Here is a 25,441-nt window from a genome sequence, read left to right as displayed (position 1 = left end):
GTACCGCTCACCTGCGCCCTCCCTCGGGTTCGACGGCGAGTCCACCCTCGGGACCACCGTCGGCCTCGATGTTCCGGTCGACCTCGGCGCCGAGGCTGCGCAGCACGTCCAGCGCCAACCCGATCACCACCAGGTAGACCCCGACGTCGAAGAAGATCGAGGTGACCAGATAGAAGTCACCGACCAGCGGCAGCCAGAAGTCGACCTTGGCGCTCTCCAGCGCGGCACCACCGGCCAGCAGGGAGACCATCGCGCCACCGACCGCCATGGCCAACCCGGCACCGAGCACCGTGCCGGCGCCGACCGGTGCGGCCTCGGCCAACTCGTACCGGCCACCGGCGAGATACCGCATGGTCAGCGCCAGGCTGGCGACCAGCCCGCCGGCGAAGCCGCCGCCGGGCGCGTTGTGGCCGGAGAACAGCAGGTAGAACGAGAACAGCACGGCGGTATGGAAGATCAGCCGGGTGATCACTTCCAGCACCAGCGACCGGTTGCGCTCGTGCAGGGTGGCGCCGCCGCGCAGCCAGACCGGACGACCGGCGACGACCTCGCCCCGGTCGACGTCCAGCCGACGCGGCCGAGGGCCGGTGCGGGACCGTTGGAAGACCAGGCTGGCCACCCCGGTGGCGGCGACCACCAGCACGGTCAACTCGCCCAGGGTGTCCCAGGCGCGGATGTCGACCAGCGTCACGTTGACGACGTTGCGGCCGTGCCCACGTTCGACGGCGAGTTCGGGGTAGTCCAGCGAGATGCTGCGCGCGTGCCGGGCGGTGGCGGCGGCGACAGCCAGTCCGGCGATGGTCAGCCCCACGATCGTCCCGATCGCCCGCCGGATCCAACGGCTGCTCCACAGCGGTCGGACCGAGAACCGTTTCGGCAGGCGACGCAGCACCAGCACGAAGACCGCGATCGTCACGGTCTCCACCAGGAACTGCGTCAGCGCGAGATCCGGTGCGCCGTGCAGCACGAAGAGCATCGCGGTGCCGTAGCCGGTCATGCCGACCAGCAGCATCGCGGTCAGCCGGCGGCGGGCACCCACGGCGAGCAGCGCGGCCACGCTGATCACCAGCAGCACCACCGGCTGCACGGGGGTCGTCCACACCGCGATCGGGTGCTCCCAGGGCCGGATCACCAGCAGCACACCGCCGGGTACGGCGGCCAACACGAGCAGGATCAGACCGAGGTACTGCGGCAGCGAACCCCGCTGGGTGACGCTGGTGACGTCCACGGCGACCCGGTCGAAGCGATGGGTGATCCACTCGTAGCCCTGGGGCCCGGTGACCGGTGCACGTAGCCGGGCCAGCGCGGGGGCCAGCGGACGGCGCGACACGAACAGCACCGCCCCGCCGGCCAGGGCCAGCGCGGAGAGCCCGAGCGCCAGGTTGGGACCGGGCCACAACGCCAGGTGCGCGTGGACGGGTCCGAGGCTTTCGGCGTACGGCCGCAACAGGTGGTCGACCTGACCCGCCGCCGAGCCGGCGACGAGCCCGACCACGGCCAACGCGGCCGGCGGCAGCAGCATCGCCGGTGGGATCCGCCGCAGCCTGGTCGGGGCCGTTCCCGGGCGGGTGCCGAAGGCGCCCCAGAGGAACCGGAGACTGTAGGCGACCGTGAGCACGGTGCCGACGACCAGCACCGTCAGGACCACCGGTCGATCGGTGAAGGCGGCGAACACCGCCTCCTTGGCGACGAAGCCGAGCAACGGTGGTACGCCGGCCATCGACGCGGCGGCGAGCACGGCGACGCCGGCCAGCACCGGAGCGCCGCGCCCCAGTCCAGACAGCTTCCGCAGGTCCCGAGTGCCGGCGCCATGGTCGATCACGCCGACCACGAGGAACAGCGCCGCCTTGAACAGGGCGTGCGCGGCCAGCATCGCCACGCCGGCCAGCGCGGCATCCGCGGTGCCCACGCCGACCGCCACCGCGAGCAGGCCGAGTTGACTGACCGTGCCGTACGCGAGCAGCAGTTTCAGGTCGGTCTGTCGCAGCGCCGCCCAGCCGCCCATGACCATGGTGGCCAGACCGGCGACCAGCACCACCGGACGCCACGGCCCGACCCCGGCCAGCACCGGGGCCAGCAGGCCGAGCAGGTAGATGCCGGCCTTCACCATCGCCGCGGCGTGCAGGTACGCGCTCACCGGCGTCGGCGCCGCCATCGCCACCGGCAGCCACGAGGTGAACGGCAGCAGCGCCGACTTGGACAGCGCCCCGAGCAGGATCAGCAGCACCGCGATCACCAGGTACGAGCCGCCGGGCAACGGGCGCTCGGCGAGTTCGGACCACCGGTAGGTGCCGGCGTGGTGGCCGAGCATGATGAACCCGACCAGCATGGCCAGGCCGCCGAGCGTGGTCACGATCAACGCCTGGCCGGCCGCCCAGCGGGCGGAACGCCGCTCGGTGCTGTGCCCGATCAGCAGGTACGAGAAGACGGTGGTCAACTCCCAGCAGACGTAGAGCAGCAGCAGGTCGTCGGCGAGGACGAGCCCGAGCATCGCCCCGGCGAATCCGACCATGACGCCGGCGTACTGGGCCGTGCCGACGGCGTCGGGTGGCAGGTAGCGTGCGCTGTAGACCAGCACCAGCGCGCCGACGCCACCGACCAGCAGCGTCATCAGCCAGGACAGGGTGGTCATCCGAAACGCCAGGTCCAGGCCCAGTTGCGGGATCCATGGGTACGTCTCGACCACCGCGCCGCCGTGGGCCACGTCCGGCGTACGCGCCAGTGCCCAACCGAACGCGGCGGCGGGCGCCAGGGCCAGCGGATAGCAGGCGCGCGGACCCCACCGGCGAACCAGTAGCGGCGCCACGATGGCCGCCGCGAGGTGCAGGGTCAGCAGTACGAGCACGCGCGCTCCCGGTCGAGGTGGGGCAGCGGCGCCCGTTTCGCGTGCCTGGCGCCTAAGAGCGATCAGACGACAATTCGGCGCTCAATGGGCGGTTTTGCCGAAAAAACCCCATATTCGCCTTTGTTGCGACAGGCCACCATCACGATGCGTGCAGGGGATTCCGCGAAGCCCGGCCCGGTCGGTCGCCGACCAGCGGCGCCCGGGTCACCGGTGAGACGGGCGGGGTGCCGGCGGGAGCGGGTCGCGTCCGGGGCGGACCTCCACCATCAGATCCGGTCGGCCGATCCGCCGGGCCGCCTTGTTGACCAGCCGCTGGGTGGCAGCCAGGGAGCGCACGGACAGCAGTTGGCCCCGGCTCTCCCGACGCAGGACGAAGTAGTGCACGGCGACGCGCACCTGTGCGCGATCGGCCGCGCTGGCCTGCGCGGTGACGGCGACCAGCTCCCGCAGGCAACTGGCGAGTCGTTCGGCCAACTCGAGGTCGGGGCCGTGCAGGCCGGCGCGCAGAGCGACGACACGACTGTCGACCTTGCGGATCAGAACGTCGGTGCCGGATCCTGGGCCCCGCTGCTCGACGGCCATCCGACCTCCTCCACCGCTCGCCACACCGCGGGTGAAGTTACTTTATGTTGCCTGCCACAAGCAAGCAGTTAAGTAAGACTTAACGGATTGAACGCTCAAACAGGCAAGAGCAGCTTAATAAGCCTATAACCCCCTGCCGGACGTCGGCGGGTGTCGGTGCCGCGATGCAGGATGGGCTCGTGGCGGATTCCAGCACAGCGGCGGCGGGCGACCCGGCGCTCTCCCAGTTCGGTGCGGCGACTCGGGAGTGGTTCGACGCCGCCTTCGAGGCACCGACGGCAGCCCAGGTCGGGGCCTGGACGGCGGTCGCCGCCGGGCGCAACGCCCTCGTCGTGGCGCCGACCGGCTCCGGCAAGACCCTCGCCGCGTTCCTCTGGTCACTCGACCGGCTGGCCCGCGACCCCGCCCCGGCCGATCCTCGGCACCGGTGCCGGGTGCTCTACGTCAGCCCCCTCAAGGCGCTCGCGGTCGACGTCGAACGAAATCTACGCGCCCCGCTGGCCGGCATCCGGCAGGCCGCCAGCCGGCTCGGGCTGCCCCCGCCGGAGATCACCGTCGGCATGCGTACCGGTGACACCCCGGCCGACGAGCGCCGGGCCTTCGCCCGTACCCCACCGGACATCCTCATCACCACCCCGGAGTCGTTGTTCCTGCTGCTGACCTCCGCCGCGCGCGACTCGCTGCGCGGCGTCGAGACGGTGATCCTCGACGAGGTGCACGCGGTGGCCGGCACGAAACGCGGCGCCCACCTGGCGCTCTCCCTGGAGCGGCTCGACGAGTTGCTGCCCGCACCGGCGCAGCGGATCGGGCTCTCCGCGACGGTCCGGCCCGTCGAGGAGTGCGCCCGGTTCCTCGGCGGCGCCCGACCGGTCGAGGTGGTCGCCCCGGTCACCGCCAAGACGATCGAGGTCAGCGTCCAGGTGCCGGTGGAGGACATGACCCGCCTCGACGAACAGCCGGCACCCGAGGACGATCTCGGCGGGCCACGCACCGCGTCGATCTGGCCGGCCCTGGAGGAGCGGGTGTACGCCCTGATCCGGGCGCACCGTTCGACCATCGTGTTCACCAACTCCCGCCGCAGCGCCGAACGGCTCTGCGCCCGACTCAACGAACTCGCCGCCGAACAGGCGGCGGACGAGCCGCCAGTGGCACCGGCGGCCGGCACCAGCCGCACACCCGCGCAGATGATGGCCCAGGCCGGCGCGGTGGGCGGCGCCCCGGCGGTGATCGCCCGGGCGCATCACGGCAGCGTCTCCCGGGAGGAACGCCAGCACATCGAGGAGTCGCTCAAGGCAGGTCAGTTGCCCGCCGTGGTCGCCACCTCCAGCCTCGAACTCGGCATCGACATGGGCTCGGTCGACCTGGTGGTGCAGATCGAGGCACCGCCGAGCGTGGCCGCCGGCCTGCAACGCGTCGGCCGGGCCGGGCACCAGGTCGGCGCGGTGTCGCGCGGGGTGGTGCTGCCCAAGCACCGTGGCGACCTGCTCTCCTGTGCGGTGGTCGCCGAGCGGATGAGCGAGGCCACGATCGAGGAGTTGCACCATCCCCGCAACCCGCTGGACGTGCTCGCCCAGCAGATCGTCGCGATGGTCGCGCTGGACCAGTGGCGGGTCGGGGACCTGGCGGCGGTGGTCCGCCGGGCGGCAAGCTTCGCCGAGTTGCCCGACTCGGCCCTGCACGCCGTACTGGACATGCTCTCCGGGCGTTATCCGTCGACCGCCTTCGCGGAGCTGCGGCCAAGATTGGTCTGGGATCGCGCCACCGACGTGCTGACCGGCCGTCCGGGTGCGCAGCGGCTCGCGGTGACCAGCGGCGGCACCATTCCGGATCGGGGCCTCTTCGGCGTCTTCCTGGCCGGCGCGCAACGCGCCGCCCGGGTCGGCGAGCTGGACGAGGAGATGGTCTACGAGTCCCGGGTCGGCGACATCTTCCTGCTCGGCTCCTCCTCCTGGCGGATCGAGGAGATCACCCCGGATCGGGTGCTGGTCTCCCCCGCACCCGGCCAGGCGGCCAAGATGCCGTTCTGGAAGGGCGACCAGCCGGGGCGCCCGGTGGAGCTGGGCCGGGCGATCGGGGCCCGGATCCGGGCGCTGCTGCGCCACGGCGACGCGGAGGCCACCGCCACGCTACGCGCTGCCGGGTTGGACGACTGGGCCGCCGGGAACCTGATGGCGTACCTGCGTGAGCAGCAGGCCGCTACCCGCGCGCTGCCGGACGACCGGACGGTGGTGGTCGAGCGGTTCCGCGACGAGCTGGGCGACTGGCGGCTGGCCGTGCACAGCGTGCTCGGTGCCCGGGTGAACGCGCCCTGGGCGCTGGCCATCGGCCGTCGACTGGCCGAACGCCACGGACTGGACGCGCAGGTGCTGCCCTCCGACGACGGCATCGTCGTACGCCTGCCGGACACCGCCGACAGCCCGCCCGGCGCCGACGTGGTGGCCTTCGATCCCGACGAGATCGCCCAGCTGGTGGAGGAGTCGGTCGGCACCTCGGCGCTGTTCGCCGCCCGGTTCCGGGAGTGCGCCGCACGGTCGCTGTTGTTGCCCCGCCGTGACCCCCGCCGCCGCCAGCCGCTGTGGCAGCAGCGGCAACGGGCCGCCCAACTGCTCGACGTCGCCCGTGAGTACGCCGACTTCCCGGTCACCCTGGAGGCCGCCCGGGAGTGCCTTCAGGACGTCTTCGACGTGCCCGCCCTGGTCCAGGTGATGCGCGACCTCGCCGGCCGCCGGGTGCGGCTGGTCGAGGTGGAGACGCCCCGGCCGTCGCCGTTCGCCCGCTCCCTGCTCTTCGGTTACGTCGGCGCCTTCCTCTACGAGGGCGACGCCCCGCTCGCCGAGCGCCGCGCCGCGGCACTCGCGCTGGATTCGGCCCTGCTCGGCGAGCTGCTCGGTCGGGTCGATCTGCGCGAACTGCTCGACCCGGCGGTGCTGACCGAGACCGAGCGGCAACTGCGCTGGTTGACCCCGCAGCGCCGGCCGCGCGACGCGGAGGACGTGGTCGAGCTGCTGCGTCAGCTCGGCGACCTGAGCACCGAGGAGCTGGCCGAGCGTGGCGCGCCCGTCGACTGGCTGACCGACCTGGCGGCCAGCCGCCGGGTACTGCGGGTGCGCATCGCCGGGCAGGACCGCTGGGTGGGCGTGGAGGACGCCGGCCGGCTGCGCGACGCGCTCGGCGTGGCCCTGCCGGTGGGGGTGGCGCAGGCGTACCTCGAACCGGTGGCCGACCCGCTCGGCGACCTGGTCGCCCGGTACGCCCGCACCCATGCCCCGTTCACGGCGGCCAGCTGCGCGGCGCGGTTCGGGCTGGGGGTCTTCGTGGTGGAACAGGCGCTGCGCCGGCTGGCCGCCACCGGCCGCGTGGTCTCCGGCGAGTTCACGCCGGAGACGGTCGGCACCCAATGGTGCGACGCGGAGGTGCTGCGCCTGCTGCGCCGCCGGTCCCTCGCGGCGTTGCGCCGGGAGATCGAGCCGGTGCCGCCCCGGGCGCTGGCCACCTTCCTGCCCCGCTGGCAGCAGGTCGGCTCGTCGGCCCGGGGAGTCGAGGCGGTGGCCGCTGTCGTGGAGCAGTTGCAGGGCGTGGCGGTGCCGGCGTCGGCGCTGGAACGACTGGTGCTGCCGGTCCGGGTGGCCGACTACTCCCCCGCGCTGCTCGACGAGCTGTGTGCCAGCGGCGAGGTGGTGTGGGCCGGTGCCGGTGCGATCTCCGGCGGGGACGGCTGGGTCAGCCTGGCGTACGCCGACGTCGCACCGCTGCTGCTCCCGCCGCCGGACGAGGCGCTGGCCCGTACGCCCCTGCACGACGCGGTGCTCGACGCCCTCGGTGACGGTCAGGCGCTGTTCTTCCGGGCGCTGTCCGACCGGGTCGGCGCCACCGACGACGCCGAGTTGACCACGGTCATCTGGGACCTGGTCTGGGCCGGGCACCTCACCAACGACACCCTGGCGCCGCTGCGGACGGTGCTCGGGGGTGGCGGCGCGCATCGGGCCCGACCAGCGGCGGCGCGCGGCCGCTACCGACGTCCGGGGCGGGTGGCCCTGCCCAGCCGGGGCGGCCCACCGACGGTGGCCGGTCGTTGGTCCCGACTGCCGGAGCGCGACACCGATCCGACCCGGCGGGCCGCCGCCCTGGCCGACGTGCTGCTGGAACGCCACGGCGTGCTCACCCGGGGGGCGGTCGTGGCCGAGCAGGTCTCCGGTGGCTTCGCCGCGGTCTATCCGGTGCTGACCGCGCTGGAGGAACGCGGGGCCGCCCGGCGCGGCTACTTCGTCGACGGGCTCGGCGCGGCACAGTTCGCCGTGCCCGGCGCGGTGGACCGGATCCGTGCCCTGGCCGAGCCGCTGGGCGCCACGCCGGTCCGCGGTGGCCCAGCCGTGGTGCTGGCCGCCACCGATCCGGCGAACCCATACGGTGCGGCGTTGCCCTGGCCGGAACGGGTGGTCGAGTCCGGCGAAGCGGCAGCACCGGCCACCGGCCACCGGGCCGGGCGCAAGGCCGGGGCCCTGGTCGTGCTGGTCTCCGGTGACCTGGTGCTCTACGTGGAGCGGGGCGGGCGCACGATCCTCTCCTTCACCGACGACCCCGACGCGCTGGCCGGCGCCGGTAAGGCCCTGGCCGATGCTGTCGGCTCCGGCGCATTGGGGCCGATCTCGGTGGAGCGGGCCGACGGCGAGGCGGTGCGCTCCTCGGCGCTGAGCGACGCGCTCACCGCCGCCGGGTTCCGCACCACCCCGCGCGGTCTACGACTACGCGCCTGACCCTGCCGGCGCCGTGATCCTGCGGAAGCCGTGATCCTGCCGGACGCCGTACTCCTGTCGGCGCCGGCAAACGGATGCCCGCAGGCCCGGCGTGATCCTGCGGGCCCTCAGCGCAGGCCGGCGAGGACCTTCTCGTAGCGGGGTCGGTCGGCCTTCGGCGTCGGCGCTTCCAGGTAGTTGAGCACCACCGTGCCTCGACGGTAGGAGGCGCCACTCCACCGCTCGGCCAGGTCACCGGCGCTGCTCTCGTCCGGGAACACGTACACCGCGACAGCGTCGGTGACGACCAGCTCGGAGCAGCCCAACCCGAGCCCGTCCGGCCCGCACTCGACCGAGCGGTCCCGCGAGTTGGCAGCCTTCAGACCGGCGGCCCGGAATGCCGCGATGACCTCCCGGGCGGTGGGCGCGCCCGGCTGGCGGGGCGGCAACTCCACCGGCGGTGGGCTCAGCGGCAGCCGAGGAGAGGTGCTGTCGGGGCTCGGTCCGCCCGGCGCCTCGGCGGTCTGCTCGGCTGCGGCGGTCGGGGCGGCGGGGGGTTCCGGGCTGGTCGGTTCCGCTGCGGTGCTGGCGGCCGAGGTCGCCGCCGGGTCGGCCGTGGAGGGCCGATCCGGATCACCGCCGCAGGCGGTGAGCGCGGCTGCGGCCGAGAGCAGAACGACGGCGGGCAGGATCATCCGGTGGGTCACTCCTGACAGTCTGCCCAAGCCGGCGGATCCCGGGCAGTGGCCGGTCGGTCAGTGCGTCTGTCACCTATCCGCCATGGCGGGTGGCTGCCCGCAGGTGCCGGCCGCCGCACGTACCATCCGATGCCGTGACCAGCAGTACGCGCACCACCTCATCGGCCGAGGTCGTCTCGTTGACCACCGACTACGGCCTGGCCGACGGTTTCGTGGCGGCCTGCCACGGCACGATCGCCCGGCTCGCACCGGCGGTCCGGGTGATCGATGTGACCCATCTGGTGCCGCCGGGAGACATCCGGCGGGGTGCGGCGGTGCTCGCCCAGACCGTGCCGCACCTGCCGGTCGGGGTGCACGTGGCGGTGGTCGACCCGGGTGTGGGTACGGCCCGACGGGGCATCGCGCTGGCCACCCCCGAGGGGTTCCTGGTCGGGCCGGACAACGGCCTGCTGATCGATGCCGCCGACGCGCTCGGCGGGGTGACCGAAGCGGTGGAGTTGACCAATCCGCGGTGGCTGGCGGATCAGGTCTCGGCCACCTTCCACGGTCGGGACGTCTTCGCTCCGGTGGCGGCCCGGTTGGCGTCGGGTGCCGCGCTGTCCGAGGCCGGCCCGGCCGTCGACCCGTCGACGCTGATCCGGTTGCCCGCCCCGGTGGTCGAGGTACGGCCGGACGGCTTCACCGCCGAGGTGCTGACCGTGGACCACTTCGGCAACGTCCAACTGGCTGCCCCGGCCGATCTGCTGCTCGCGTTGCCGGACCGGGTCCGGATCCGCCCGGCGGACGAGCAGAGCTGGGAGCGTACGGCGGTGCACGGTCGTACGTTCGGTGATGCGCCACCCGGTGCCCTGGTGGCGCACGTCGACTCGGCCGACCGGGTCGCTTTGTCGGTCAACGGTGGCCGGGCCGCCGAAGTGCTCGCCGTCGATGCCGGTACGCTGCTGCGGGTCGACGGACTCGCCGGCTGCTGACCGGCCCGGCGCCACACGCACGAAACGTCCACTGTGGAAGGCTGTCGGAGTGGAAGATCGCTGGGTGCCTGCCGCCTGTCCCTGCTGCGCGTCCCGGACCGGCGGCGGCACCTGTCCAGTGTGTTTCTGGACCGACGACGGCCAGGGTGAGGCCGATGCCGAGGTGGTGCGCGGCGGGCCGAACGGCGAGCTGAGCCTCTCCATGGCCCGGCTCAACTTCGCCGTCTACGGCGCCTGCCACCCCCGCTATCAAGATCTGGTACGCGCCCCGCGGCCCGAGGAACTGCCCTGACGTCTCGACGCCCGGCACCGACACCCCGCCGGCCGAGCCGGGCAGAAGCCGCCTGACACCGGCCCGACTCGGCCCCCGGTTCAGCAGCGGGGCACCGTGCCGCGCGGCCAGGCCGCGCGTCGCGTAGCTGGTGCCCGGGCCGCTGCGGATGTTCAGCGGTCCGTCACCGACAACACCCCGAGGACCGGTACCGGTCCACAGGTACGCCACGTCGACCCAGGCGTTCGTGGTCAGTTGCAGCCCGTCCCAGAAGGTCGCCGGTGCGGCGAGGGTACGTGCGGCGGTCACCAGCAGCCCCCTCGGCGACGGCGCTCCGCCGAGCCGGAGGCAATCCTCCAGATATTCGCCCAATCCTGCGCCCATATACAGATCGATGAGAAGTGCGCTACAGATAGCGATACACGTGAATTGCACTCGGTCGGGGGATAATGGCGGGATGCCCGAGGGTGACACCGTGTGGAACACCGCCCGCGTCCTGGCCCGCGCGCTGACCGGAGCCCGGCTGACCGGCAGCGACTTCCGGGTGCCCCGACTGGCCACCACCGACCTCACCGGCTGGCTGGTGGCCGACTGCGCCAGCCGGGGAAAACACCTGCTGATCCGACTGGACGAGCCGACCGGCACGGCACGCTGGACGCTGCATTCGCATCTGCGGATGGACGGCGCGTGGCGGACGTACGCCCCGGGGGAACGCTGGAACGCCCGACCGGCCCACCTGATCCGGGTGGTGCTGCACGCCGCGACCGCGACCGCCGTCGGCTACCACCTGCACGAGGTGGCGCTGGTGCCGACCGCCGAGGAGCATCGGCTCGTCGGGCACCTCGGCCCCGACCTGCTGGGCGCGGACTGGGACCCGGTCGAGGCGGTCCGCCGGCTGGCCAGCCGGCCGGCCGAGAGCATCGCCGAGGCACTGCTCGACCAGCGCAACCTGGCCGGTGTCGGCAACCTCTACAAGTGCGAGGTGCTGTTCCTGCGCGGGATAGACCCGCGGACCCGGGTAGGTGACGTGCCCGACCTCCCCGGCCTGGTCACCATGGCGCACGACCTGCTGGCCGCCAACCGGGGCCGGCGGACGCAGAGCACCACCGGGTCGCTGCGGCGCGGCCAGACCAGTTACGTGTACGGGCGGCGGGCCCAGCCGTGCCGCCGGTGCGGCACCGCTGTCCGCAAGGAGGAACTGGGCGAACGGGTCACCTACTGGTGTCCCCACTGCCAGCCCAGCACCGCCTCCACCTGATCGCAGCCGGGGTGGCGCGAAACAACACGCCGGATGAGCAGCAAATTGACACGTTTGGGTACTTCCTTAACCGGCCGACGGCGTCGCATGCTGCGGTTGAGCGCTCACGGATAGTCAACGCAGCGTGATACGGCCGACCACGTCGGGGTGGCGGCCGACCGCGCCCCGATCACCGGGAGAGCCATGGCCGTGTTCCGTAGACTCCGGTCGACCTGGCTCGACCGCACCACCCGCAGTGCACAGCAGGCCTCGTCCGGGACCGTCCCCGGCGCGCGCACCGACCCGGATCCGGACCAGATCGCGGGCGTCACCGCCCCGCCCGAACCGGCCGGCACACCGGCACCGGCGAGCCTGGACCCGGCGGCGGCACCACGCTGCTTCGGCCCGATACCGAACCACGCCCACAGTCCGCTGCCCGTCGTCGACTCCACCGGCGCGGTGGTGGTCGGCACCGGGATCCGCAAGTTCGTCGACCCGCTGCCCGGCCTCGGCGCGCTGGGGCGTACCCCCCTCGGCGCCCACCTTCCCGTCGCGGTGCCGGACACCATCAGTCATCCCGGCTGCGACTACTACGAGATCGGGCTGACGGAGTACACCCAACGGCTGCACCAGGACCTGCCGGTGACCCGGCTGCGCGGCTACCGGCAACTGAACCTGGGCACCGACGCCGACGGACACAACACGGTCGCCCCGCCGCCGCGTGCCTGGCACCTCGGCCCGGTCATCCTGGCCCGTCGGGGCCGGCCAGTGCGGATCAAGTTCATCAACCGGTTACCCGCCGGCCCGGCCGGCGAACTCTTCCTGCCGGTGGACCCGACCGTGCCCGCAGCCGGCAGGGGCCCGCTCGGCGGGCCAGCGCCGTACCCACAGAACCGGGCGGTGCTGCACCTGGCCGGGGCGCACACCGGTTGGATCAGCGCCGGTAACCCTCACCAGTGGATCACGCCCGCCGGTGAGATCACCCCCTATCCGACCGGCGTCGGCCTGACGCACGTGCCCGACATGCCGCACCCCGGGCAGGGCGCCACCACGGTCTACTACCCGAACGAGCAGAGCGGACGGCTGCTCTGGTTCCATGACAACACGATCGGGCTGTCCCGGCTGACCGTCTATTCCGGGCAGGTCGCGCTCTGCCTGCTCACCGACGAGGCGGAGGACCGGCTGGTCGCCGACGGCGTACTGCCCGAGGAGCAGGTGCCCCTGGTCTTCGAGGACAAGACCTTCGTACCGGACGACGCCCAACTCGCCACCCAGGACCCGACCTGGGACCGGCAGCGCTGGGGGGCCCGGGGCAGCCTCTGGCACCCGCACGTCTACCAGCCCCGGCAGAATCCGTACCAGCCTGACGGCAGCAACCCCACCGGCCGGTGGGACTACGGCCCGTGGTCTCGTACCGTGCCGGCTGCCGGACCGGACGCCACAGCGGTGCCCAACCCGCGCCACGACCCGGTCACCGAGCCGGACGAGCCGCCGGAGGTGCCCGGGGTGCCGCACCCCAGCGCGGTGCCCGCCGCGTACGGCGACACCGTGCTGGTCAACGGGGCCGCCTACCCGTACCTGGAGGTCGAGCCCCGGGTGTACCGGTGGCGGATCCTCAACGCATGCACCGACCGCTGGCTCAACCTCCAGTTGTACCGGGCCGGCTCGAACGAGCCGATGTGGACGCCCGAGGGCCGGCTCGCCGACGCCGACGCCGGTGAGGTGCCGATGGTCGACGCGGTGCGGGCACCCGGGCGTCCGGCAGGCTGGCCCACCGACAATCGGCCCGGCGGAGTGCCCGACCCGGACGCCGGCGGACCCCAACTGGTCCGGATCGGCAACGAGTGCGGCCTGCTGCCGGCGCCTGTGGTGATTGCCAACCGGCCGGTCGGGTTCCGCTACGACCGGCGTGACCCGGCCGTGCTCAACGTCGACGGGCACGCGCTGCTGCTGGCCCCCGGCGAACGGGCCGACGTGCTGGTGGACTTCGCCACGGTCACCCCGGGCAGCACCCTGATCCTCTACAACGACTGCCCCGCACCGTTTCCCGCCTTCGACCCCCGCTACGACCACCACTGCGGTGCGCCGGACCGCACCGCCGAGGGTGGCGCACCGCGCAGCGTTCCCGGCTACGGCCCGAACACCCGCACCCTGGTGCAGGTAAGGGTGGCCGGCACCCCGGCCGCGCCGTACGACCTCGACCGGCTGCGCGAACGGCTACCCACCGCGTACGCGGCCAGCCAACGTCCCCCGGTCGTACCCGACCCGGCGTACGACCCCTGCTTCGGCACGGTCACCGCCGGCCCGACCCGGATCCCGGTGCACGCCACCGGGGTCGAGTTCACTCCCGCCGGTGCCGCCGCGCCGGTCACCCTGCCGCTGGTGGTCAAGGCGGTGCGGCAGGTCTTCGAGCCCGAGCACGGCCGGCTGACCGGGCGACTCGGCGTGGCGCACCCGCACGCCGGGCCGCGCGCCGAGACCGTCCTGCCGCTCGGGCCCAACGATCCGGCCACCGAGGTGCTGCAGATCAGCGACCCGGCCGTACCGGTCGGCGCGCCCGGCGACGGCAGCCAACTGTGGCGGGTACGCGGCACCGGCCGACAGAGCCACCCGGTGCGCTTCGACGGGCTGGACGTGCAGGTGGTCGGTCGGGTCGGCCGGGACGGCGCGATCCGCCCCCCGCACCCGGGGGAACTGGGCTGGAAACAGATCATCCGGGTCGACCCGGGCGAGGACGTGGTACTGGCGCTGCGTCCGGAGGCACCGCCCCTACCGTTCAAGATCGGCGACAGCGTACGGCTGCTCGACCCGACCCGCCCGGTCGGCGTACCGGTCGGGTCCACCCCGGTCAGTCCACTCGACGGGCGACCGGCCTCGGTGGTCAATCAACTGGTCAGCCTGGGCTGGGAATATCGCTGGTGCAGTGGCGCGAGCGGGCACCGTGACCAGGGCATGAGCCGGCCACTGGTGGTACGCGTCGCCCCTCGGTCGCCCAGCGGGCTGACCGCCACCCCCGCGCCCGGCTCGGCGACCGCCCTACCGGCGATCAACCTGACCTGGACCGGCAACGGCAGCCGACCACCGGCCACCAGTCACCTGCTGCAACGCGCCACCGACGCGACGTTCACCCACGGGTTGACCGAGCTGACCGTGGCGGCCAGCGCGACCCGGTACACCGACGCCACCATCACCCCCGGCGTCACCTACCACTACCGGATCCGGGCGGAGAACACGGTCAGCTGCTCCGCCTGGTCGAACAGCGTCCCGGCGTCGGTGCAGCTCGCCGCACCGACGAAGCTGACCGCGACGATACCCCCGGCCGCTCCCCTGCGCGTCGCGCTGCGCTGGGCCAACCGCTCCTTCGCCACCGGCATCGACGTGCAGCGGGCCACCAACCCGACCTTCACCAGCGGGCCGGGCACCACCGCCATCGGCGTCGGCGACCACCACATCGATCCGGCGGTCGCCCCCGACACCACCTACTACTACCGGGTACGCACCACCTACCTGGGCGCCGCCTCACCCTGGTCGACGGTGGCCACGGTGACCAGCCCACCGGCACCGGGCGTACCGACCTCGGTGAGCGTGGCCACGAGCACACCTGGCCCGGACACCGCCACGGTGGTGCTGAGCTGGGCGGCCAGCACTCCCGCCAGCCAGGGCGCCGGCTTCACCGTGCAGCGGGCCCTCGACGTCGCCTTCACCCGCGAGTTGGCCACCTTCACCGTCACCGGTCGAGGTTTCACCAACACCGGCCTGGCCCGAGGCGTCACCTACCACTACCGGATCCGCTCGTTCAACGTGGTCGGTGCCTCCCCGTTCACCGGCACCATCCCGGTCACCACCCCAGAGTGACCGTGGTCAGGGGGTGGGGCGGGGGCGTAGTTCGGCGAGGGCGGAGGCGAAGCCGTGCAGGAGATCCGTCGCCTCCGTCAGGCGGGTGGCGGCCGGGTGTTCGAGTTGGGGGCGGTACTCCTCGGCGAGGTAGCCGGCGGCGGCCACCACCAGGCGCTCGTACGCCGCCACACCGGCCTCCAGTTGGCCGGTGAGCGCCCGGTGCGTCTCGGCCAGCGGTGGCCTGGCGTCGGCCGGGGCGAGGCGGACGGCGCGCTCCACACTGGCGACCCGGTTGGCCAACTCACGCAGGGAGAGCTCGGCGGCACTCGCCTCGGCGACGGCCGGCTCGGCGAGGCCGGTCAGCCGGCCCGTCATTCCGGCCATGGTGGCGGAAGCCCGGTCCAGCCGCTCCCACGGCTCGGCGGCGCTGGTGCCGCGCAGTGCGGTGCGGGCACGGGCTCGGCGTACCTCGGCCACCACCCCGGCCCCGGCGGGCAGTCGTTCCACGGCGGCGACCAGGCGGGCCCGGCTGCGGGCGGCGGCCTGGGCCGGGTCGAGGGCGGGCGGGGCGGGCTGGGCGGCCAGCGCCCGCAGATCGATCCAGCGCCAGGCGGCCAACGCGATGCTGGCGCCCGCCGCGGCGGCCCAGGCCGCGTCGGCCGGTCCGATCCCGGCGTACGGAGTCAGGATGGCGGTCGCGCCGCCGAACCCACCGGCCAGTACGCTCCACCGCCGGGCGGAGCGTCGCAGCTTGCCCAGCCGCCGGAAGTACCGGGTGCGTTCGTCTGCTGCCACCCTCGCCTCCTCGATCCTCCGCTCAGCCGGCGGCGCTGGCGTCGCCGGTGCCCCGGTCCCGGTTCATCGTTGCCCTGATCTCGTCCAGCCGGGCGACGGCCGGATCCGCGGTCGCCGGCTGCGGGCCGCCCACCGCGCCGCGCTCGGCGCCGGCACCGAGCTGCTCGCCGGCCATGCTGGCCCGGATCTGGTCCAGCCGGGCCGTGCCAGCGGTGTCCAGGGTGGCCTTCTGAATTTCCAGCATCCGCCCCTCGGCCGAGTTGCTGGCCAGCTCGGCGCGGCCCATGGCGTTGGCGTAGCGCCGCTCGATGCGGTCGCGGACCTCGTCCAGGCTGGGCGTCGTGCCGGGCGCGGTGAGCGCGGACATCGACTCCAACGAGGCGGCCACGCTCTCCTGCATCTTGGCCTGCTCAAGCTGGCTGAGCAGCTTGGCGCGCTCGGCGAGCTTCTGCTGGAGGATCATGGAATTGTTCTCCACCGCCCGGCGGGCCTGCCCGGCGGCGCCGAGCGCCTGGTCGTGCAGCGTCTTCAGGTCCTCTGCGGCCTGCTCGGCGGAGACCAACTGGGTGGCGAGGGTCTGCGCGGACTGCTCGTAGCGCCCGGCCTCGACCTCGTCGCCCTTGGCCCGGGCCTGGTCGGCGAGGACCAGCGCCTGACGGGCGTTGGCCTGCAACCGCTCGACGTCGGACATCTGCCGAGACAGCTTCATCTCCAGCTGGCGCTGGTTGCCGATCACCGCGGCGGCCTGCTGGACGAGGGCCTGGTGCTGCCGGTGTGCCTCGTCGATGGCTTGTTGGAGCTGCACTTTGGGATCGGCGTGCTCGTCGATACGGGCGCCGAAGAGCGCCATCAGGTACTTCCAACCCTTGACGAACGGGTTCGCCATCTCCGCGGTATCCCCTCAGTAACGTCGCTGCGCCAGCCCCCATGTCGGGTGGCCCAGCTCGGCCACCGGCGATGGTGGGTCCATCGTCCCAGCCGAGCGCCAGCACGGCATCCGTACCGGCGACGAGGGGACGTACGCGATCAACCCTACGCGGCAGCCGCCACCGCGACCATCCGCCGACGAGCGCACCCGCGCTCAGGCGGCGCAGACCACATCCCGGTCGGTGCGCTCGGGGGACCGGACACGGGTGCTACGCAGGGTCGCCTTGAGCGGGGACTCCTGTCGCACCGAGACGGCGACGCCGTCCGCGCTGACCTGGCGTACGGCACGGCCCGTCGCCTTGCTCACCGCTGCGGCGACCGGCGTCGACTCGGTCGGCTCGTCCTGCACGGGCACGAGCACGCCCGGCAACTGCTCGGCCAGCGCGACGGTGTCGCTGACCTCACGCAACAACTCGGAAAGGCGGGCGCCCAGCGCGTGGCAGATCGCGGCGAGCAGTTCGCTGGAGGGTTCCTTCTGGCCGCGTTCGATCTCGGACAGGTAACCCAGGCTGACGTTGGCGGCCGACGAGACCTCGCGCAGCGTGCGGTGCTGCCCCTGCCGGCGCGCCCGTAGTGCGTCACCGATCACCCGGCGTAGCAGGACCATCGCACCTCCCCTGGGGGACAGAGTACGCCTGACCGTGCGGCCCGGCGGCGGCACCGGCCCCGATCGACGGAGCCTTCCCGCAACCGTACCCGGTATGGGCCGCCACGACATCCCACCCCGCCCGGCTACCGGCCCGCGTGGCCGCTCCGACCGCCGCCGCCGACCGTCGCGTCCGCGCCGTCAGAAATCTGCGTGTGCTCGGTGAGCAGCCGTAACGCCTCGGTCACCGTGGCGCCCCGGATCTGGTCGCGCCCACCGTCGAGATTCAGCTGGCGCACCTGCGTGCCCTCCGGACCGGCGACCGCGACGAATACCAGCCCGACCGGCTTGCCGTCCTGCGGCTCCGGGCCGGCCACCCCGGTGGTGGCCAGCCCCCAGTCGGCCCCGCAGCGACGCCGCCCACCCTCGGCGAGGGCCACCGCCACGTCGGCGTCGACCGGGCCACGCTCGGCCAACAGCCGCGCCGGTACGCCGGCCAGCCACTCCTTCAGCTCGGTCGCGTACACCACCAGCCCACCCCGGTAGACGGCGCTCGCCCCGGCGATCTCCACGATCGTGGCGGCCAGCAGCCCACCGGTCAGCGACTCGACGGTGGCCACGGTCTCCCGCCGCTCGGTCAGGCGGTGCACCACTCCCGCCGCCGCGCGGCCCATCGATCCTTCGGCTTCTCTCACACCCACGCCTGGCATCCTTCCCGACCGGACGGGTTTCTACTCGCCACGGCGCAGTTCTCCAGCTGCGCGAGCGGCCCGGCTGTCGAGCGTGCGGTCCGGCTGCCGGAGCAGCGCGGTTCAGCTGCGGGCGCGGCGCAGCCGCAGCGCCTGCGCGATGTAGTCGAAACCGGTGACGACGGTCACCACGACCGCCGCACCCATGATCCAGGGACCGATCACGGCCAACCCGGCCGGCATCGGCCACAGATACCAGGTGATGGCCAGGATCTGCAGGGCGGTCTTGACCTTGCCGCCACGGCTGGCCGCGATCACCCCGCGCCGGATCACCCAGAAGCGCAGGGCCGTGATGCCGAGTTCACGCGCGAGGATGAGCCCGGTCACCCACCAGGGCAGCCGGTCGTACCAGGACAGCAGCAGCAGAGCAGCGCCGGTGAGCGCCTTGTCGGCGATCGGGTCCGCCACCTTGCCGACTGCGGTGATCAACGCGAACCGGCGGGCGATCCAGCCGTCTACCAGGTCCGTCGCCGAGGCGACGGCAAAGATCAGGCAGGCGGTGATCTGCCAGCCGGCGTGGGTCATGCCCGAGACGACCACCGAGGCCGCGAAGACCGGCACGAGCAGCAGCCGCAGGGCGGTCAGCGCGTTGGCGGCGTTCACCACCGGGACCTGGGCCGCCACCGGAGCCGGTGTCGACTCGGTCGCGCCGGTCATCGGCCCACGCTCGGGCACCCCATGCTGTCGTTCCCTCTCGTCTCGGCCCGCTGTCACCGTGTCGCGCCGGGCGCCGCCGAGATCATCTCATCCGGCACTGCCAGCAGGTCCACGCCCTCGGTGCCGGTCACCGTGGCCCGGACCAGGTCACCCGGGCGAAGCGCGGCCAGGTCGACGCCGCCGTCGGCGGGCGCGACGAGGGTGGTCGAACCGTCCACCTCCGGCGCCTGGTGCGCGGCCCGTCCCTCGACGACGTCCCCGTCGATCGAGTCGACCAGCACCTCGACCGTCGTACCGAGCCGGTCCTCGGCGCGCTGCGAGCACAGCTCGTCGGCGAGCGCGCTGAGCTTGTCGTACCGACGCTTGATGGTGGCGGCGGAAACCTTGCCGGGCAGCCCGGCGGCCTCGGTGCCGTCCTCGTCGCTGTAGTCGAAGACACCGATCGCGTCGAGCCGGGCGTCGGTCAGGAAGCGGACCAGTTCGTCGACGTCGGCCCGGGTCTCGCCGGGGAACCCGACGATGAAGTTGCTCCGCGCCCCGGCCTGCGGCGCCAACTCCCGCGCCGAGGCCAGCAGCTCCAGGAACCGGTCGGTGGAGCCGAAACGTCGCATCCGGCGCAGCACGGGCTCGCTGGAGTGCTGGAACGACAGGTCGAAATAGGGCGCGACGCCCGGCGTGGTGGCGATCGCCTCGACCAGGCCGGGTCGGGTCTCAGCCGGCTGGAGGTAGCTGGCCCGCACCCGGACGATGCCGTCGATCGCGGCGAGTTGCGGCAGCAGCTTCTCCAGGGCGCGGGGATCCCCCAGGTCCTTGCCGTACGAGGTGGAGTTCTCGCTGACCAGGACAAGTTCACGGACGCCGCTCTTGGCCAGCCACTCCGCCTCGGCGAGCAGCTCGTCCGGGGTACGGGAAACGAAGGCGCCACGGAAGGCGGGGATGGCGCAGAACGCGCAGCGGCGGTCGCAGCCGCTGGCCAGCTTGAGCGAGGCGACCGGCCCGCTGTCGAGCCGGCGACGCAGCACCGGGCGCAGGTGCGCCGGGGTGTGCTCGTCGATGTCGACACTCCGGCCGTGCCCTGGCACCGACACCGCGCTGTCCCGCCGGGCGACCGGGGTCAACGGCAGCAGCTCACGGCGGTCGCGGGGGGTGTGCGCGGTGAACTCGCGGCCCTCGACGACGGCGTCCAGCCGGGCGGCGATCTGCGGGTAGTCGTCGAAGCTGAGCACCGCCTGGGCCTCGGGCAGGCTGTCGGCCAACTCCCGGCCGTACCGTTCGGCCATGCAGCCCGCAGCGACCACCTTGGCGCCGGTGTCGGCGGCGGCCAGCAGCGTCTGGATGGAGTCCTGCTTGGCCTTCTCCACGAAACCGCAGGTGTTGACCACCACCACGTCGGCGCCCTCGCCGTCGGTGGTCACCTGCCAGCCGTCGGCGTGCAGGCGGGCGGCCAACTCCTCCGAGTCGACCTCGTTACGGGCACAGCCCAGGGTCAGCAGGGCGACACGGCGACCGTCAGAAGAGGTGGCAGACACCATCCGAGGGTACCGGGCCGTCGGGCCCGCTCCGGCGGGGCGGGCGCGGCGTCCAACGGGTCGGGCGCGGCGGATCAGCTCGGGACGGCCGGGGCGAGGGTCCGGACCACCTGGTCGAGCAGGAACACCTCGGTGCCGGCCAGGCCGACCGAGCAGAAGACCGAGAGCTGGTCCGCGGTGGTGCGACCGGGTGCCGCGCCGGCCAGCACCGCGCCCAGGTCGCGCAGCCGAGCGGCGTACGGCGCCTCGGCGGCCAGCATCGGTGGGACGTACGCGTCGGCCTGCGCCGGTGAGTCGGTGACCAGCACAGCGGCGGCGTCGAGCAGATCGGGGCCGAACTCGGCACGATCACGCTGTTTGAAGCCGACCGCGTTGACGTGGGTGCCCGGCGCCAGGTCGGCGGCGGTCAGCACCGGGGTGGGGCTGGCGGTGGCGAGCACCACCACGTCGCGGTCGTGGACCGCCGCCCGGGCAGTGTCCACGGCACGGGCCTCGACACCCAGTTCGGCACGGACCCGGTCGGCGAACGCGGTCCGGCGGGCCACCGAACGGCTGAACACGGTCACCTCACGCAGCGGGCGTACGGCGGCGGCAGCCCAGACCTGCGTCCACGCCTGCCCACCGGAGCCGATCACCCCGAGCGTGGTGGCGTCCGGGCGGGCCAGCGCGTCCACCGCGACCCCGCCCAGCCCACCGGTACGCCGGGACCCCAACTCCTCCCCCACCGCCACCGCCCGCACCGCACCGGTACGCCCGTCGTGCAGCACCACCACCTGCTCGGTTCCCGGGTGTCCGAAGGTGTCGTACGACCGATAGCCGTACCACTGGCCGACCAGGTGTCCGGCGGTGAGCACCATCCGGCCGCCGCCCAGCGGCGCGGCGGCTCGGGGTGGGGCCACCAGCCGCCCGTCGTACGCGGCCAGCAGAGCCTGGCGCATCGCGTCCACGGCGGTCGAAGCGTCCAGGGCGGCGGCGACCTCCGGATCGGAGATGAGCAGGGTCATGCCCTTAATCGTGCAACGTCAAGTGAGGTTGAGGTCCACCGGAGGTGATCGGCCTCACCCGAGCCGGCCGTCCGGGCCGGTGCTACGGTCGGTCCCGGTGGCCCGCGTGGCCCCCCGGACGAGTCGTGGGCGTACCCGGTCAGGCCAAGACGCCCCGTAACTGGACCCGACTCGTCCCGCGCCCAGGTGGCTCGGGCGACCGCGAAGAGGTGACCCGATGGCCTGGATCGTGCTGGTGCTCTCCGGACTGCTGGAGACGGCGTGGGCGATCGCCCTGGACCGCAGCGCCGGCTTCACCCGTCCCCTCCCCTCCGCGATCTTCGCGGTCACGCTGGTGCTGAGCATGGGCGGACTGGCGTACGCGCTGCGAGAGATCCCGGTCGGCACCGGGTACGCGGTCTGGGTCGGCATCGGCGCGACCGGCACCGCGCTGGTGGGGATGTTCGCGCTGGGCGAGTCGACCAGCCTGCCCCGGATCCTCTGTCTGCTGCTGGTGGTCGCCGGGGTGGTCGGCTTGAAGATCTACCACTGACCGTACGGGTGGGCGTGACGAGCCATCCCAGTGGGTAGAGACCGGACGGCAGACGCAGACTCACCATCCGGAGGCAGACATGGCCACCAGCACCGTTCGTTCGACCAGCGCCGCCCGCATCTGCACCATCGTGGGCTTCGTGTGCGCGGTTCTCGCGCTGCTGCTCAATCCGATTCTCTTCGGAGTCATCGGTCTGGTCCTCGGCGTCGTCGGCGCGATGCTCGGCGACAAGCCGCTCGGCTGGTACGCCGCCGGCGCCAACGTGGTCGCCATGCTGCTCAGCATGCTGATCCTCAGCGCGCTCTGAGCACCTGCACCTCGGGCCCGCCGCGTGCACGCGGCGGGCCCGAGGCATGTCTGCGGCAGGTCGGTCGCTGCCGCCCGGTCAGTCGCTGTCGACGGTCCTCACCGCTGGTCGGTCGCTGTCGGGCGGTCAGTCCTCGTCGCCGCGCAGGCCCGCCAGGACCTCTTCCAACTCGTCCGGTTTGACCAGCACGTCGCGGGCCTTGGAGCCCTCCGAGGGGCCGACCACGCCCCGGGTCTCCATCAGGTCCATCAGGCGGCCGGCCTTGGCGAAGCCGACCCGCAGCTTGCGCTGGAGCATCGAGGTCGAGCCGAACTGCGAGGTGACCACCAACTCGACCGCCTGCACCAGCAGGTCCAGGTCGTCGCCGATGTCCTCGTCGATCTTCTTCTTGCTGTCCTGCGCGGGGGCCAGCACGTCCGGGCGGAACTCCGGTTCACGCTGGTCCTTGCAGAACTTCACCACGTCGCTGATCTCGCGCTCAGTGACCCAGGCGCCCTGGATGCGGACCGGCTTCGAGGCGCCCATCGGCAGGAACAGCCCATCACCACGGCCGAGCAACTTCTCCGCACCCGGCTGGTCGAGGATGACCCGCGAGTCGGCCAGCGAGGAGGTGGCGAACGCCAGCCGGGACGGCACGTTGGCCTTGATCAGGCCGGTCACCACGTCGACCGAGGGGCGCTGGGTCGCCAGCACCAGGTGGATGCCGGCGGCCCGGGCGAGCTGGGTGATCCGGACGATGGAGTCCTCCACGTCGCGCGGCGCGACCATCATCAGGTCGGCCAACTCGTCGACGATCACCAGCAGGTACGGGTACGGCCGCATCTCCCGCTCGCTGCCGGGCGGCGCCTTGATCTCACCGTTGCGGACCTTGCGGTTGAAGTCGTCGATGTGCCGGACGCCGTTGGCCGCCAGGTCGTCGTAGCGCATGTCCATCTCGCGGACCACCCACTCCAGCGAGTCGGCGGCCTTCTTCGCGTTGGTCACGATCGGGGTGACCAGGTGCGGAATGCCCTCGTAGCCGGTCATCTCGACCCGCTTCGGGTCGATCAGCAGCAGCCGCACCTCGTCCGGCGTGGCCCGGGTCAGGATGGACATCAGCAGGGAATTGAGGCAGCTCGATTTCCCGGCGCCGGTGGCTCCCGCGATCAGGATGTGCGGCATCTTCGCCAGGTTGGCCACCACGTAGCCACCCTCGATGTCCTTACCCAGGGCGACCACCATCGGATGGTGGTCGCTGGTGGCGGCGCGGGAGCGGAGCACGTCGCCGAGGGCCACGTTCTCCGGGTCGGTGTTCGGGATCTCCACACCGACCGCGCTCTTGCCCGGGATCGGGCTGAGGATGCGTACGTCCGGCGACTTCACCGCGTACGCGATGTTGCGGGAGAGCTGGGTGATCCGCTCGACCTTGACGCCGTGGCCCAACTCGACCTCGTAGCGGGTGACCGTCGGGCCTCGGGTGAAGCCGGTCACCGCCGCATCCACGTCGAACTGTTCGAAGACGCCGGTCAGCGCGGCGATCACCTCGTCGTTGGCCTTGCTGCGGGTCTTCGGCGCGGCCCCGCTGCCGAGCATGTTCGCCGGTGGCAGGGTGTAGTCGCCGGCCAAGCCGGTCAGCGCGAGTTGCTCGGCCCGGGTCGGCGCGGGCGAGTGCTCCGGCGGCTCGGCCGGCTTGCGGCTCGCCGGCACCCGGGACGGTGCCTTGCGCGGCAGGACCATGGTCTCCTGGAGATCCACATCGTCCAGGTCGTCGAAGTCGTCCGGAGCCACCGGCGGTGGGGTCCGCTTCGCCGGGCGGCGCCGGGCCGGCGCGGCGGGCGCCTCGTCGGTCTCCTGCCCGGTCTGGCCGATCACGCTGCCGGCGAGCAGGCCGAGCCGCTCCGGGATCTTGTTGATCGGCGTCGCGGTCACCACGAGCAGGCCGAACACCAGCAGCAGGATCAGCAGCGGCACCGCGACCCAGGCGGTGACCGCCCGTTCCAGCACGCTGCCCACACCCGCACCGACCAGGCCACCGGCGAAGTCCCGTTCACCCGGGTCACCCGGCTGCTGGCCGATGTGCAGCATCGCGGCGGTGGCGATCAGCATGGAACCCCAGCCGATCCACCCCCGGCCCCGGTGTTCGGGGTCGCCGGGCTGACGCATCAGCCGCCAGGCACCGATGCCGAGCAGTACCGGCACCACGACGGAGATGGCGCCGAGGAAGAGCCGGACCGTGTCGGCCAGGCGGGCACCGACCGGCCCGGCCGCGGAGAACCAGAGGGCTGCCGCGCTGAGCAGTGCGAGGCCGATCATCAACAGCCCGGCACCGTCGCGGCGGTGCTCCGGGTCGAGGTCGCGGGCCGAGGCGGCCTGCCGGCCGACGGCGCGTACCGCCCAGCCGGCGCCGTGGGCCAGGCCCATCCACAGTGCCCCGATCGCCCGACCGACGTAGGCGGCCGGGCCGGGGCCCCGCGACGCGGTACGGCGCCGCGCCGGGGCGGCCTTCTTCGCCGGTTGGCGGGCACGACTGTTCGCGCCAGCACGCGGCGACGCGCCGCGTCGCCGGCTCGCCTGAGAGGTACGGCCCGCCATAGCATCACCGTAACGTCGGGTCCCGCGATACGCCGGTCTTCCAGGCCGGCTCCGCGTGTCGCAACGCGGTCCCCGCCACCTGCCGTGATATTTGCCTGGCGAAGGGATGTCGATGGCGTCGACGGAGTTCGACGACGGTCTGGCCGACCCGCTGGCCGGGCATCCGTCCACGCTGCGACCGTTGACCCACGACCTGGTCGCCGCGGTGCTCGCCAACCGAGGCCACGCGGTGACCGTCGACGGCGGCAACCTGGTCGGACGATGGACCGAGGCGCACATCTGGTTCCTACGTGCCGGCGACGCGGGAGAGCTGCTTCAGGTCCGTACGGTCGCCACGCACGCCTTCCCGGTCGACGTCGTACCGACGCTGCACCACTTCTGCAACGGCTGGAACCGGGACCGATTCTGGCCGAAGGCGTTCGTCCACGTCGACGACGCCGGGCAGGCCCGGGTCTGCGGCGAGGTCATCACCGACCTGGAACGGGGGGTGACGCCGCATCAGCTGGACCGGCTGCTCGACCGGGGCATCGCCACCGGCTGCCGGCTGGCCGCCGAGGTGGGGCGGATCCCGGGGACGGCGCACCGGTGAGCGGGTGGGCCACCGGTGGCC

Annotated in this window: 19 protein-coding genes and 1 riboswitch; of the genes, 8 read left to right on the top strand and 11 right to left on the bottom strand. The window is 73.0% G+C overall.

Annotated features, from left to right (window positions below):
- Nucleotides 1-7 precede the first annotated feature (7 nt).
- Nucleotides 8-2,845 (bottom strand): Na+/H+ antiporter subunit A, encoded by a 2,838-nt coding sequence (locus tag AB0M35_RS04655; protein ID WP_363741353.1) that lies wholly within the window; start codon nt 2,843-2,845, stop codon nt 8-10.
- 204 nt (nt 2,846-3,049) lie between these two features.
- Nucleotides 3,050-3,427, bottom strand: a complete 378-nt coding sequence (locus AB0M35_RS04650) for a hypothetical protein (RefSeq protein WP_363741351.1) — start codon at nt 3,425-3,427, stop codon at nt 3,050-3,052.
- Nucleotides 3,428-3,591: 164 nt separating this feature from the next.
- Here AB0M35_RS04650 and AB0M35_RS04645 point away from each other — a divergent pair, with 164 nt between their 5' ends.
- On the top strand, nt 3,592-8,181 hold the full coding sequence (locus tag AB0M35_RS04645; protein WP_363741349.1) for an ATP-dependent helicase: 4,590 nt from the start codon (nt 3,592-3,594) through the stop codon (nt 8,179-8,181).
- Nucleotides 8,182-8,288: 107 nt separating this feature from the next.
- On the opposite strand, the gene AB0M35_RS04640 is transcribed toward AB0M35_RS04645, so the two are convergent.
- Nucleotides 8,289-8,867: a hypothetical protein gene (locus tag AB0M35_RS04640; RefSeq protein ID WP_363741347.1), complete on the bottom strand. Its 579-nt coding sequence runs from the start codon at nt 8,865-8,867 to the stop codon at nt 8,289-8,291.
- A gap of 125 nt (nt 8,868-8,992) precedes the next feature.
- Between AB0M35_RS04640 and AB0M35_RS04635 the strand changes: the two genes are divergently transcribed.
- The 4 genes from AB0M35_RS04635 to AB0M35_RS04620 all read left to right on the top strand — a co-directional run bounded on the left by AB0M35_RS04635 (nt 8,993) and on the right by AB0M35_RS04620 (nt 15,192).
- The gene (locus tag AB0M35_RS04635) at nt 8,993-9,829 is read left to right on the top strand and encodes an SAM-dependent chlorinase/fluorinase (protein ID WP_363741344.1); all 837 of its coding nucleotides are present in this window, start codon (nt 8,993-8,995) and stop codon (nt 9,827-9,829) included.
- Complete coding sequence (locus AB0M35_RS04630) at nt 9,786-10,121, top strand: CPCC family cysteine-rich protein (protein ID WP_363741342.1); 336 nt, start codon at nt 9,786-9,788, stop codon at nt 10,119-10,121. Before AB0M35_RS04635 ends, AB0M35_RS04630 begins: the two co-directional genes overlap by 44 nt.
- Nucleotides 10,122-10,557: 436 nt before the next feature.
- Nucleotides 10,558-11,358, top strand: a complete 801-nt coding sequence (locus tag AB0M35_RS04625; RefSeq protein WP_363741339.1) for a DNA-formamidopyrimidine glycosylase family protein — start codon at nt 10,558-10,560, stop codon at nt 11,356-11,358.
- Between the two features lie 183 nt (nt 11,359-11,541).
- Nucleotides 11,542-15,192, top strand: coding sequence for a hypothetical protein (locus AB0M35_RS04620; protein WP_363741336.1), 3,651 nt, complete (start codon nt 11,542-11,544; stop codon nt 15,190-15,192).
- Nucleotides 15,193-15,198: 6 nt separating this feature from the next.
- Here the strand turns inward: AB0M35_RS04620 and AB0M35_RS04615 are convergent, their stop codons facing one another.
- The 7 genes from AB0M35_RS04615 to AB0M35_RS04585 form a co-directional block, all read right to left on the bottom strand.
- Nucleotides 15,199-15,969 carry a hypothetical protein gene (locus AB0M35_RS04615; RefSeq protein WP_363741333.1) on the bottom strand — a complete coding sequence of 257 codons (771 nt, stop codon included), beginning with the start codon at nt 15,967-15,969 and terminating at the stop codon, nt 15,199-15,201.
- 22 nt (nt 15,970-15,991) lie between these two features.
- Entirely contained in the window at nt 15,992-16,855 is an 864-nt protein-coding gene (locus tag AB0M35_RS04610) for a PspA/IM30 family protein (protein WP_363741331.1), read from the bottom strand.
- 195 nt (nt 16,856-17,050) lie between these two features.
- Nucleotides 17,051-17,503, bottom strand: a complete 453-nt coding sequence (locus tag AB0M35_RS04605; RefSeq protein ID WP_363741328.1) for a helix-turn-helix transcriptional regulator — start codon at nt 17,501-17,503, stop codon at nt 17,051-17,053.
- A gap of 125 nt (nt 17,504-17,628) precedes the next feature.
- On the bottom strand, nt 17,629-18,156 hold the full coding sequence (locus AB0M35_RS04600; RefSeq protein WP_363741942.1) for a CinA family protein: 528 nt from the start codon (nt 18,154-18,156) through the stop codon (nt 17,629-17,631).
- 138 nt (nt 18,157-18,294) lie between these two features.
- A complete protein-coding gene (gene pgsA, locus AB0M35_RS04595) occupies nt 18,295-18,888 on the bottom strand; it encodes a CDP-diacylglycerol--glycerol-3-phosphate 3-phosphatidyltransferase (RefSeq protein ID WP_363741325.1) in 594 nt (197 codons plus the stop codon).
- A 53-nt stretch (nt 18,889-18,941) separates the two neighbouring features.
- Entirely contained in the window at nt 18,942-20,420 is a 1,479-nt protein-coding gene (rimO, locus tag AB0M35_RS04590) for a 30S ribosomal protein S12 methylthiotransferase RimO (protein ID WP_363741323.1), read from the bottom strand.
- Nucleotides 20,421-20,491: 71 nt separating this feature from the next.
- Nucleotides 20,492-21,421, bottom strand: coding sequence for an ornithine cyclodeaminase family protein (locus AB0M35_RS04585; protein WP_363741320.1), 930 nt, complete (start codon nt 21,419-21,421; stop codon nt 20,492-20,494).
- Nucleotides 21,422-21,515: 94 nt separating this feature from the next.
- Nucleotides 21,516-21,580: riboswitch (guanidine-III (ykkC-III) riboswitch) on the top strand.
- A 58-nt stretch (nt 21,581-21,638) separates the two neighbouring features.
- Between AB0M35_RS04585 and AB0M35_RS04580 the strand changes: the two genes are divergently transcribed.
- Nucleotides 21,639-21,953, top strand: coding sequence for an SMR family transporter (locus AB0M35_RS04580; RefSeq protein WP_363741317.1), 315 nt, complete (start codon nt 21,639-21,641; stop codon nt 21,951-21,953).
- A 79-nt stretch (nt 21,954-22,032) separates the two neighbouring features.
- Nucleotides 22,033-22,260, top strand: coding sequence for a hypothetical protein (locus AB0M35_RS04575; protein ID WP_363741314.1), 228 nt, complete (start codon nt 22,033-22,035; stop codon nt 22,258-22,260).
- 126 nt (nt 22,261-22,386) lie between these two features.
- On the opposite strand, the gene AB0M35_RS04570 is transcribed toward AB0M35_RS04575, so the two are convergent.
- Entirely contained in the window at nt 22,387-24,831 is a 2,445-nt protein-coding gene (locus AB0M35_RS04570) for a DNA translocase FtsK (RefSeq protein WP_363741311.1), read from the bottom strand.
- 106 nt (nt 24,832-24,937) lie between these two features.
- Here AB0M35_RS04570 and AB0M35_RS04565 point away from each other — a divergent pair, with 106 nt between their 5' ends.
- Nucleotides 24,938-25,420, top strand: coding sequence for a YbjN domain-containing protein (locus AB0M35_RS04565; protein WP_363741308.1), 483 nt, complete (start codon nt 24,938-24,940; stop codon nt 25,418-25,420).
- The last annotated feature ends 21 nt before the right edge of the window (nt 25,421-25,441 follow it).

The organism is Micromonospora sp. NPDC051196, assembly GCF_040682415.1.
Taxonomy (GTDB): Bacteria; Actinomycetota; Actinomycetes; order Mycobacteriales; family Micromonosporaceae; genus Micromonospora.
Note: the sequence above shows the minus strand (reverse complement) of the source record. Positions and strands in the feature narration are given on the sequence as shown.

What these genes read in the sequence shown, in the direction of transcription:
- AB0M35_RS04575 (WP_363741314.1), top strand. Translation starts at nt 22,033, where the DNA reads ATGGCCACCAGCACCGTTCGTTCGACCAGCGCCGCCCGCATCTGCACC.
- AB0M35_RS04565 (WP_363741308.1), top strand. Translation starts at nt 24,938, where the DNA reads ATGTCGATGGCGTCGACGGAGTTCGACGACGGTCTGGCCGACCCGCTG.
- AB0M35_RS04585 (WP_363741320.1), bottom strand. Translation starts at nt 21,421, where the DNA reads ATGACCCTGCTCATCTCCGATCCGGAGGTCGCCGCCGCCCTGGACGCT.
- AB0M35_RS04605 (WP_363741328.1), bottom strand. Translation starts at nt 17,503, where the DNA reads ATGGTCCTGCTACGCCGGGTGATCGGTGACGCACTACGGGCGCGCCGG.
- AB0M35_RS04650 (WP_363741351.1), bottom strand. Translation starts at nt 3,427, where the DNA reads ATGGCCGTCGAGCAGCGGGGCCCAGGATCCGGCACCGACGTTCTGATC.
- AB0M35_RS04645 (WP_363741349.1), top strand. Translation starts at nt 3,592, where the DNA reads ATGCAGGATGGGCTCGTGGCGGATTCCAGCACAGCGGCGGCGGGCGAC.
- AB0M35_RS04580 (WP_363741317.1), top strand. Translation starts at nt 21,639, where the DNA reads ATGGCCTGGATCGTGCTGGTGCTCTCCGGACTGCTGGAGACGGCGTGG.
- AB0M35_RS04570 (WP_363741311.1), bottom strand. Translation starts at nt 24,831, where the DNA reads ATGGCGGGCCGTACCTCTCAGGCGAGCCGGCGACGCGGCGCGTCGCCG.
- rimO (WP_363741323.1), bottom strand. Translation starts at nt 20,420, where the DNA reads ATGGTGTCTGCCACCTCTTCTGACGGTCGCCGTGTCGCCCTGCTGACC.
- AB0M35_RS04610 (WP_363741331.1), bottom strand. Translation starts at nt 16,855, where the DNA reads ATGGCGAACCCGTTCGTCAAGGGTTGGAAGTACCTGATGGCGCTCTTC.
- AB0M35_RS04600 (WP_363741942.1), bottom strand. Translation starts at nt 18,156, where the DNA reads ATGGGCCGCGCGGCGGCGGGAGTGGTGCACCGCCTGACCGAGCGGCGG.
- pgsA (WP_363741325.1), bottom strand. Translation starts at nt 18,888, where the DNA reads ATGACCGGCGCGACCGAGTCGACACCGGCTCCGGTGGCGGCCCAGGTC.
- AB0M35_RS04625 (WP_363741339.1), top strand. Translation starts at nt 10,558, where the DNA reads ATGCCCGAGGGTGACACCGTGTGGAACACCGCCCGCGTCCTGGCCCGC.
- AB0M35_RS04620 (WP_363741336.1), top strand. Translation starts at nt 11,542, where the DNA reads ATGGCCGTGTTCCGTAGACTCCGGTCGACCTGGCTCGACCGCACCACC.
- AB0M35_RS04630 (WP_363741342.1), top strand. Translation starts at nt 9,786, where the DNA reads ATGCCGGTACGCTGCTGCGGGTCGACGGACTCGCCGGCTGCTGACCGG.